The 9,395-nt window shown below is 68.5% G+C and carries 4 protein-coding genes; 2 read left to right on the top strand and 2 right to left on the bottom strand.

Annotation, left to right across the window (positions count from 1 at the left end):
- The coding region (locus AOK15_RS29015) for an MGH1-like glycoside hydrolase domain-containing protein (protein WP_055521307.1) at positions 1 to 2,890 on the bottom strand (2,890 nt) is incomplete at its 3' end.
- Positions 2,891 to 3,053: 163 nt separating this feature from the next.
- Here AOK15_RS29015 and recD2 point away from each other — a divergent pair.
- The gene (gene recD2 / locus AOK15_RS29010) at positions 3,054 to 5,312 is read left to right on the top strand and encodes an SF1B family DNA helicase RecD2 (RefSeq protein ID WP_107099537.1); all 2,259 of its coding nucleotides are present in this window, start codon (positions 3,054 to 3,056) and stop codon (positions 5,310 to 5,312) included.
- A gap of 271 nt (positions 5,313 to 5,583) precedes the next feature.
- On the top strand, positions 5,584 to 6,873 hold the full coding sequence (locus AOK15_RS29005) for a citrate synthase (protein WP_055521306.1): 1,290 nt from the start codon (positions 5,584 to 5,586) through the stop codon (positions 6,871 to 6,873).
- 641 nt (positions 6,874 to 7,514) lie between these two features.
- Here the strand turns inward: AOK15_RS29005 and AOK15_RS29000 are convergent.
- Positions 7,515 to 9,395 (bottom strand): copper-translocating P-type ATPase (locus AOK15_RS29000; protein ID WP_055521305.1); only part of this gene is annotated, 1,881 nt, incomplete at its 5' end.

Below are 9,395 nucleotides of genomic sequence, written 5' to 3'. Positions count from 1 at the left end.
CGCTGTTCTTGTTGACGATCTTGGCGTAGCCGCCACCGGCGTCGACGATCGACCACAGATGGTCGCCGGTCAGCGTGTCCCCCCACTGCAAGGCCGCCGCGCCGGCGGTCTTGGACGCGTCCTTGACGCCGAGGACCTGACCGCTGTTGGTGTTGAAGATCTTGTAGTAGCCGTTCTCGGCCGGGACGATCTTCCACCAGTGGTTGGCGCTGTCACTGGCGCTCTGCTGCTGGACGGCGCCACCCGCGGCGATCGAGGAACCGGTGATCCCGAGCTCCAGGACGCTGTTCTTGTTGACGATCTTCACCCGCGGTGTCTCCGGGTACCAGGACTCCAGCTCGGTCACGCCGACGAACTTGCCCGCCTGCGGTGTGAAGACCACCCGGAACTGGGACGTGGTGATCGTCGGGAAGGTCACCTCGTTGGCGTTGTTCGCGGCCGGCGCCGATGGACTCTTGGTCTGGCTCGGGACGCTCACCCAGGCCCCGTCCTTGAGGTACTGGACGGTGTAGCTCGCCGGGACGCGGATGTTCGCGCCGTCGTCGTAGGTGTAGAACTTCACCTCGTTGATCTTGCGGGGCGCCCCGAAGTCGACGCCGAGGTGGTCGGTGGCGTTCGGCGAGCCGGAGTTGGTCCACCGGTCGTCGGGGATCTTGTCGTAGCGGATCCAGCCGTCCGTCGCCCGGAGCGGGGCGTCGAAGGTGGTCGGCTTGCAGGTCTGGCCGCTGTGGCAGTGCGGGCCGTTGGAGACGGTGTTGGTGTAGGAGGCGAAGGCCTTCGGGTAGGGCTGGGTGATCGTGCGGCCCAGCCAGTCCTGCTCGGCGGTGAGCGGGTTGGCCGCCACGTTCATCAGCCGCGGGGGCTGCGCCGGGGTGACGGGGGCGGCCACGTTCACGGTGGTGTTGCCGACCGTCGAGGACTGGTGGATGCGCACGCCGTCCTGGAAGATCTGCAGCCCGCTGCCCTTGCCGTAGTGCGAGCCGTCCCGGTCCCAGCGGATCGAGTAAGTGTGGCCGTGGTACGGGAGGCTCTCCACCGCGAACCAGTCCCAGCCCGAAGGGACCAGCGGCTTCAGCACCAGCGTGTTGTTCGCCTGCGGCTTGATGCCCAGCAGACCGGTGAGCACCAGGTCGTTGAAGCTGGAGTGGTTGTAGTGCTCGCTGAAGTTGAACCCGTCGTAGATCCACTCGCCGGTGTCACCGTTGGCGGCCTCGGCGATGTAGGGCTTGCCGTCCTTGTGCTGGAGGTCGGCGAACTGGGCCAGCATCGTCTGGTAGTCGGTCTTGGTGACGAAGCTCTGCGCGGGGTAGTCCTGGAGCAGGTTCGCGAGACCGGTCAGGACCTGGCTGGTCTGGAACGGCCAGCTCGGACCGTTCCAGTGGCAGCAGTTGGCGTCGTCGCGCTTCTGCTGGGCGGGTATCGCCTGGTAGTTGAAGTACGGGTTCGCGGTGATCCGGTCGATCTCGGCGAAGCTCGAGCCCTTGGCGAACTTCAGCGTGTTGGCCCCGGCCTTCAGGGGGACCTGCACGGTCACGGACTGCGTCTCGGAGAACTTCTGCCACGCCCCGGTGGGCGCGTAGCTGACCGTGATCGGGTTCGCGGTGTCGTCGTTCACGATCAGCTTGTGGGTCGACGTGCCGGACGTGCCGTTGGCGTAGTGCACGGTCACGGGGTAGGTCCCGGCGCCGGGTGCGTCCACGGTGAAGGTGACGTAACTGTCGTCGAAGTCGATCTGGCCGACGTACTTGCCGTTGGAGGCCGTGGACCCGCTGAAGATGTTCGCGTGGTTGACGGTGGCCTGCTCGGCCTCGAAGTCGTGCACCCGCTCCAGCGTCGTGGGCCCGAACGGCGCCTTGAACCGCTTGGGGTCGTTCAGGTACTTCCACGCCGACGAGTACTGCGCGTCCGGCAGGTTGAACGCCCAGGGGGCGTAGCCCATCAGCTCCCGCCAGGTCGTCCTGGTCTGCTTCAGGGTGCCGTTGGTGCTGTCCGTGTTGTAGACCTGCATGAAGAAGTTGCGCTGCGGGTCCCACAGGGAGTTCTGCACGGCCGACTTGAGCTGTGTGGCCTTGGCGTCGTAGTCGTTCGCGGTCGCCGTGTCGCCGTTCATGGTGGCGATCTTGCTGATCGCCTGGGCGGCGGCGTACATGTACGCGTTGATGGTGGGCCGGTAGCCGCGGCCGCCGCTGAACCAGTTGCTGCTGTGCATCGACGTCTCGGTGTACTCCGTGGCGTCGGACAACGGGCTCTGGTGGAAGAGGTCGCTGGTGGACTGCGTGCCGTTGACCGTGATGTCGGTGTTGAAGTTGGAGTCCCACCGCTTGTACAGCGCGATGAGGTGGGGGAGCTCGGACTTGATCTGCGCGGCGTCCCCGGTGACCAGGTACCGCTGGTACGCGGCACTCGTGATCCACTCGCTGAAGTTCCGTACGCCCGGGTTGCCCGCCCCGCGCAGCCAGAAGTCCAGGTAGTCACCCGCGTAGTCGCGGTTGTGCAGCCAGCGGCCGTCCAGCAGGTGGTAGCCGGTGGCGTCCGGGAGCGCGGTGTACGGGTTCCCGGCGTAACCGATCGGGACGTCGTACTCGGTCGACACGTACCCCGTGCCCGGCACCGTGTAGCGCAGCGCGCGCTTGAAGGTGCTCCACCGGTAGTAGTAGACGTCGTCGATGTCGTTGTCGGGGGTGTCGAGGAACGGGATGTTGTCCTTGTACCACTGGGGCTCGTCGAGCTGGTTGGCCGCGAGGATCGCGTCCTTGTCGAGGGCGACGGCGTTGGGGTCGTCGGCGGCCTGCGCGGACGTCGCACCCGGCCCGGCGGACAGCAGACTGATGGACAGCACCGAGCCGCACAGGGCGGCGAGGGCGCGGCTGCGTCTGAGGCGGTAACGCATAGAGAGTCCTCCGTCGGGCACTCATGCGGCGGTTCGATATGTTCGATATTGCGAACACTGTTCGAAATTCTGCGAGACCGTAGTGACAGGCCGGAAGGAAAGTCAAGAGGGGTGTTCGCGGTGAGCCGACGGCGTTGTCGGACCGGGGCGGTAGCGTCGGATCATGGTGGCGAATCAGACGGGGACCGGTGAGCGCCGACTCGCCGTGCTCGAAGGCGTGCTGGAGCGCATCACGTATGCCAACGAGGAGAACGGCTACACGGTCGCCCGCGTGGACACCGGCCGCGGCGCCGGCGACCTCCTCACCGTCGTCGGCGCGCTCCTCGGCGCCCAGGTCGGCGAGTCCCTGCGGATGGAGGGCGTGTGGGGCTCCCACCCCCAGTACGGCAAGCAGTTCACCGTGGAGAACTACACCACCGTCCTGCCGGCCACCGTCCAGGGCATCCGCAGATACCTCGGCTCCGGCCTGGTCAAGGGCATCGGCCCGGTCTTCGCCGACCGCATCACCCAGCACTTCGGGACCGACACCCTGAAGATCATCGAGGAGGAGCCGAAGCGCCTCATCGAGGTCCCCGGCCTCGGACCCAAGCGCACGAAGAAGATCGCCGACGCCTGGGAGGAACAGAAGGCGATCAAGGAGGTGATGCTCTTCCTCCAGACCGTCGAGGTGTCCACGTCCATCGCCGTGCGCATCTACAAGAAGTACGGCGACGCCTCGATCGGAGTCGTGAAGAACCAGCCCTACCGCCTCGCCGCCGACGTCTGGGGCATCGGCTTCCTCACCGCCGACCGGATCGCCCAGTCCGTCGGCATCCCGCACGACAGCCCGGAGCGCGTCAAGGCGGGCCTCCAGTACGCCCTGTCGCAGTCCACCGACCAGGGCCACTGCTTCCTCCCCGAGGAACGCCTGATCGCCGACGCGGTCAAGCTCCTCCAGGTCGACACGGGCCTCGTCATCGAGTGCCTGGCCGAACTCGCCCAGCCGGACGAGGAGTCGGGCGAGCCTGGCGTCGTACGGGAGAAGGTCCCCGGCCCCGACCCCGGCTCGGACCCGGTCACCGCCATCTACCTGGTCCCCTTCCACCGTGCCGAACTGTCCCTGTCCGCCCAGCTGTCGCGCCTCCTGCGTACCGACGAGGACCGCATGCCCGGCTTCCGTGACGTGGCGTGGGACAAGGCACTGTCCTGGCTCAAGGGCCGTACGGGCGCGGAGCTGGCCGCCGAGCAGGAGGCCGCCGTCCGGCTCGCGCTCACCGAGAAGGTGGCCGTGCTGACCGGCGGCCCCGGCTGCGGCAAGTCCTTCACGGTCCGCTCGATCGTGGAGCTGGCCCGCGCCAAGAAGGCCAAGGTCGTCCTCGCCGCCCCCACCGGCCGCGCCGCCAAGCGCCTCGCCGAGCTGACCGGCGCCGAGGCGTCCACCGTCCACCGCCTGCTGGAGCTGAAGCCCGGCGGCGACGCGGCCTACGACAAGGACCGTCCCCTCGACGCCGACCTGGTGGTCGTCGACGAGGCGTCCATGCTGGACCTCCTCCTCGCCAACAAGCTGGTGAAGGCGGTACCCCCGGGCGCGCACCTGCTGTTCGTCGGGGACGTCGACCAACTGCCCAGTGTCGGCGCCGGCGAGGTCCTGCGCGATCTGCTCGCCGACGGCGGTCCCGTCCCCGCGGTCCGCCTCACCAAGGTGTTCCGGCAGGCCCAGCAGTCCGGTGTGGTGACCAACGCGCACCGGATCAACTCCGGGCACCACCCGGTCACCGACGGCATGAAGGACTTCTTCCTCTTCGTCGAGGAGGACACGGAGGCCGCCGGGCGGCTCACGGTGGATGTGGCGGCCCGTCGGATTCCGGCCAAGTTCGGTCTGGACCCCCGCCGGGACGTCCAGGTGCTCGCGCCCATGCACCGCGGCCCGGCCGGCGCCGGCACCCTCAACGGCCTGTTGCAGCAGGCCATCACCCCGGCCCGCCCCGACCTGCCCGAGAAGCGGTTCGGCGGCCGGGTCTTCCGCGTCGGCGACAAGGTCACCCAGATCCGCAACAACTACGAGAAGGGAGCCAACGGCGTCTTCAACGGCACCGTCGGCGTGGTGACCGCGCTCGACCCGGTCGACCAGCGCCTGACGGTCCTCACCGACGAGGACGAGGAGGTGCCGTACGAGTTCGACGAGCTGGACGAACTGGCGCACGCCTACGCGGTGACCATCCACCGCTCCCAGGGCAGCGAGTACCCGGCGGTGGTCGTCCCGGTCACCACCGGCGCCTGGATGATGCTCCAGCGCAATCTGCTCTACACAGCGGTGACCCGGGCGAAGAAACTGGTCGTCCTCGTCGGCTCCCGCAAGGCCCTCGGTCAGGCGGTGCGCACGGTGTCCGCGGGGCGGCGGTATACGGCCCTCGACTTCCGGCTCGCGCCCCGGACCCTGTAGCCCCCAGGATCTAGGGAGGGGACCGATCGAGGGGCCCTCTCGCGACTCCCCGGCGTCACGTGAGTGAAATTTGATCGATCAAATGAGTCGCAAAGGTCACACAGCCCTTCCAGATGCCGGACGGAGCGGGCAGGATGAGCAAGTTGGCGGCACTCAGTGCCGCCGATAGGCCCGATGGTCGACCCCGAGTGCACTCTCCTGAGCCAATTGGGGGATGGTAGAGACAGTCAGGGCACCTCGAAGATGAGGCACTACGTCGGTGAGGGAAGACGTGAGCGACAACTCTGTAGTACTGCGGTACGGCGACGGCGAGTACACCTACCCGGTGATCGACAGCACCGTCGGCGACAAGGGCTTCGACATCGGGAAGCTCCGGGCCCAGACCGGTCTGGTCACCCTGGACAGCGGTTACGGGAACACCGCCGCCTATAAATCCGCCGTCACCTATCTTGACGGCGAGGCGGGCATTCTCCGCTACCGCGGCTACCCGATCGAGCAGCTGGCCGAGCGCTCCACGTTCCTGGAGGTCGCCTACCTGCTGATCAACGGCGAGCTGCCGACGGTGGACGAGCTCTCCACCTTCAAGAACGAGATCACCCAGCACACGCTGCTGCACGAGGACGTCAAGAACTTCTACCGGGGCTTCCCCCGGGACGCCCACCCGATGGCGATGCTGTCCTCCGTGGTCAGTGCCCTGTCGACGTTCTACCAGGACAGCCACAACCCGTTCGACGAGCGGCAGCGCAACCTCTCCACGATCCGTCTGCTCGCGAAGCTCCCGACGATCGCGGCCTACGCGTACAAGAAGTCGATCGGTCACCCGTTCGTCTACCCGCGCAACGACCTGGGCTACGTCGAGAACTTCCTGCGCATGACCTTCTCGGTCCCCGCCCAGGAGTACGAGCTCGACCCGGTCGTCGTCTCGGCCCTCGACAAGCTGCTCATCCTCCACGCGGACCACGAGCAGAACTGTTCGACCTCCACGGTCCGCCTCGTCGGCTCCTCGCAGGCGAACATGTTCGCCTCGATCTCCGCCGGCATCTCCGCGCTGTGGGGCCCGCTGCACGGCGGCGCCAACCAGTCCGTGCTGGAGATGCTGGAGGGCATCCGCGACGCGGGCGGTGACGTCGACTCCTTCATCCGCAAGGTGAAGAACAAGGAGGACGGCGTCCGTCTGATGGGCTTCGGCCACCGGGTCTACAAGAACTTCGACCCGCGCGCCAAGATCATCAAGGCTGCCGCGCACGATGTCCTCTCCGCGCTCGGCAAGTCCGACGAGCTGCTGGACATCGCCCTGAAGCTGGAGGAGCACGCGCTCTCCGACGACTACTTCGTCTCGCGCAGCCTCTACCCGAACGTGGACTTCTACACGGGTCTGATCTACCGCGCGATGGGCTTCCCGACCGAGATGTTCACGGTCCTGTTCGCCCTCGGCCGGCTGCCCGGCTGGATCGCCCAGTGGCACGAGATGATCAAGGAGCCGGGTTCCCGGATCGGTCGTCCGCGCCAGATCTACACGGGCGTCGTCGAGCGCGACTTCGTTCCGGTCGAGGCCCGCTAGGGGTTCTCCGGAGACCGTTCTCCGTCGTGGGGTGTGTGGGAGCCGTTCGCCCGGTTCCCCGCGCCCCTTTCGGCTTCCCCGGCCCACACGGGCACAGGACGTCGCACAGGCATGGAAAGCGCATTCTGGGCACGAAAAAGAAGGCGCCCTGCGCCGCTGGTCCCCCCACGGGCCGGCGAGCAGGGCGCCTTCCCATGTCCCGGTGCGGATTCCCCCCACGGGATCCGGCCGGGCGTCTGGTGGACCAGCGCCTGAATCGCTGAGCAGGACGGGGTCCGTCCTGCGTATGTGAAGTTGTCGTGCGGTGAGGTGCGGTCTGCCGGGACGCGTACGTACGGGAGGGCCGCTCAAAGCTCCCCGGGTACGTGCCCCGGCAACGCAGTTCCGGGAACGTCCCCCAAGACATCCCCAGATGCCAGTCGCGCCCCCCAAGACGCTTCTGACATCGCCAACTTAGACTCACGAACCCCTTCGTTGGTTACGTTCGCGCCACTGTGATCTGCGTCTCTTGCCTTATGTCCTGAAGATGCGCAAGAGACCCGATACGGCGACCGAGGCCCCAGCGTAAGGAAGATGCGCGAGCCTTGTGAAGAGCTTATGTGAGGCTGCTTCCGGACTCTAGAGGGACTTTTACCCGGTCGTCACGCAAATGCCCTGAGTCGCAAGCTGTTCGTGACCACGAAAACGGACGAAAAGGCCATTGCTGCCCCCGCGATCATCGGGTTCAGCAGTCCGGCGGCGGCCAGCGGCAGCGCGGCCACGTTGTAGCCGAAGGCCCACACCAGGTTTCCCTTGATGGTGGCCAGGGTGCGGCGGGACAGCCGGATGGCGTCGGCGGCAACCCGCAGGTCGCCGCGGACCAGCGTCAGGTCGCTCGCCTCGATCGCCGCGTCCGTGCCCGTCCCCATGGCGAGCCCCAGATCGGCGGTGGCGAGCGCGGCGGCGTCGTTGACCCCGTCCCCGACCATCGCGACCGTGCGGCCCTCGCGCTGGAGCCGCCGTACGACGTCGACCTTGTCCTGCGGCAGCACCTCCGCGATCACCTGGTCGGGGGCGACGCCGACGGCGGCGGCCACGGACCGGGCCACCCGTGTGTTGTCGCCGGTCAGCAGGACCGGGGTCAGTCCGAGCGCCCGCAGCCGCCGGACGGCCTCGGCGCTGGTGTCCTTGACCGCGTCGGCGACGGTGAGGACACCGACCGCCGTGCCGTCGCGGACCACCACGACCGCCGTGTGCCCCTCGTCCTCCGCGGCCTCCTTGGCGGCCCTGAGCGCCTCGGGGAGGGGTCCGTCGTGGATCCGGCCCACCTGCACGTCGTGGCCCGCCACACGACCGTGTACGCCCTTTCCGGGCTCGTTCCGGAAGCGCTCGACGGGCGGCAGGGTGCCGAGGCGCTCCTCGGCGCCCGCGGCGACGGCCCGTGCGACCGGGTGTTCGGAGGCGTGTTCGACGGCGCCCGCGAGGCGCAGGACGTCCTCCTCGGGGACGCCCTCGGCGGCGTACACCTTCTGGAGCGTCATCCGGCCGGTGGTGACCGTGCCGGTCTTGTCCAGGACGACCGTGTCGACGCGGCGGGTGGACTCCAGCACCTCGGGGCCCCTGATGAGGATGCCGAGCTGGGCGCCGCGGCCCGTGCCGACCATGAGGGCGGTCGGCGTGGCCAGGCCCAGCGCGCACGGGCAGGCGATGATCAGCACCGCGACGGCCGCGGTGAAGGCGGCGGTCGGGTCGCCGGTGACGCCGAGCCAGGCGCCGAACGTGGCCACCGCGATCAGCAGGACGACGGGCACGAACACGGCGGAGATCCGGTCGGCCAGCCGCTGTACCTCCGCCTTGCCGTTCTGCGCGTCCTCCACCAGCCGCGCCATCCGCGCCAGCTGGGTGTCCGCTCCCACGCGGGTCGCCTCGACGACGAGCCGGCCGCCCGCGTTCACCGTCGCGCCCGTGACGGCGTCGCCGACGCCCACGTCCACCGGCACGGACTCCCCGGTCAGCAGGGACGCGTCGACGGCGGAGGTGCCCTCGACGACGGTGCCGTCGGTGGCGAACTTCTCCCCGGGCCGTACGACGAACCGGTCGCCGACCACCAGCCGCTCGACGGGGATCCGGGTCTCCCGGCCCTCGCGCAGCACCGAGACGTCCTTGGCGCCCAGATGCAGCAGCGCCCTGAGGGCGGCGCCCGCCCGGCGCTTGGAGCGGGCCTCCAGGTAGCGGCCCAGCAGGATGAACGCCACGACCCCGGCGGCCACCTCCAGGTAGATCGTCGAGGAGGCAGCCGTGCGGGACACGCCGAACTCGAAGCCGTGCCGCATGCCCGGCATGCCCGCGTGCCCCCGGAACAGGGCCCACAGGGACCAGCCGAAGGCCGCCAGCGTGCCGAGCGAGACCAGGGTGTCCATGGTGGCCGCGCCGTGCCGGAGGTTGGTGAAGGCGGCCCGGTGGAAGGGCAGCCCGCCCCATACGACGACCGGCGCGGCCAGCGTCAGGGAGAGCCACTGCCAGTTGTCGAACTGGAGGGCCGG

The organism is Streptomyces ossamyceticus, from assembly GCF_001418475.1.
In the GTDB taxonomy this organism is placed as follows: domain Bacteria; phylum Actinomycetota; class Actinomycetes; order Streptomycetales; family Streptomycetaceae; genus Streptomyces; species Streptomyces ossamyceticus.
Note: the sequence above shows the minus strand (reverse complement) of the source record. Positions and strands in the feature narration are given on the sequence as shown.

Coding starts and splice junctions, on each gene's coding strand:
- recD2 (WP_107099537.1), top strand. CDS start 3,054: ATGGTGGCGAATCAGACGGGGACCGGTGAGCGCCGACTCGCCGTGCTC.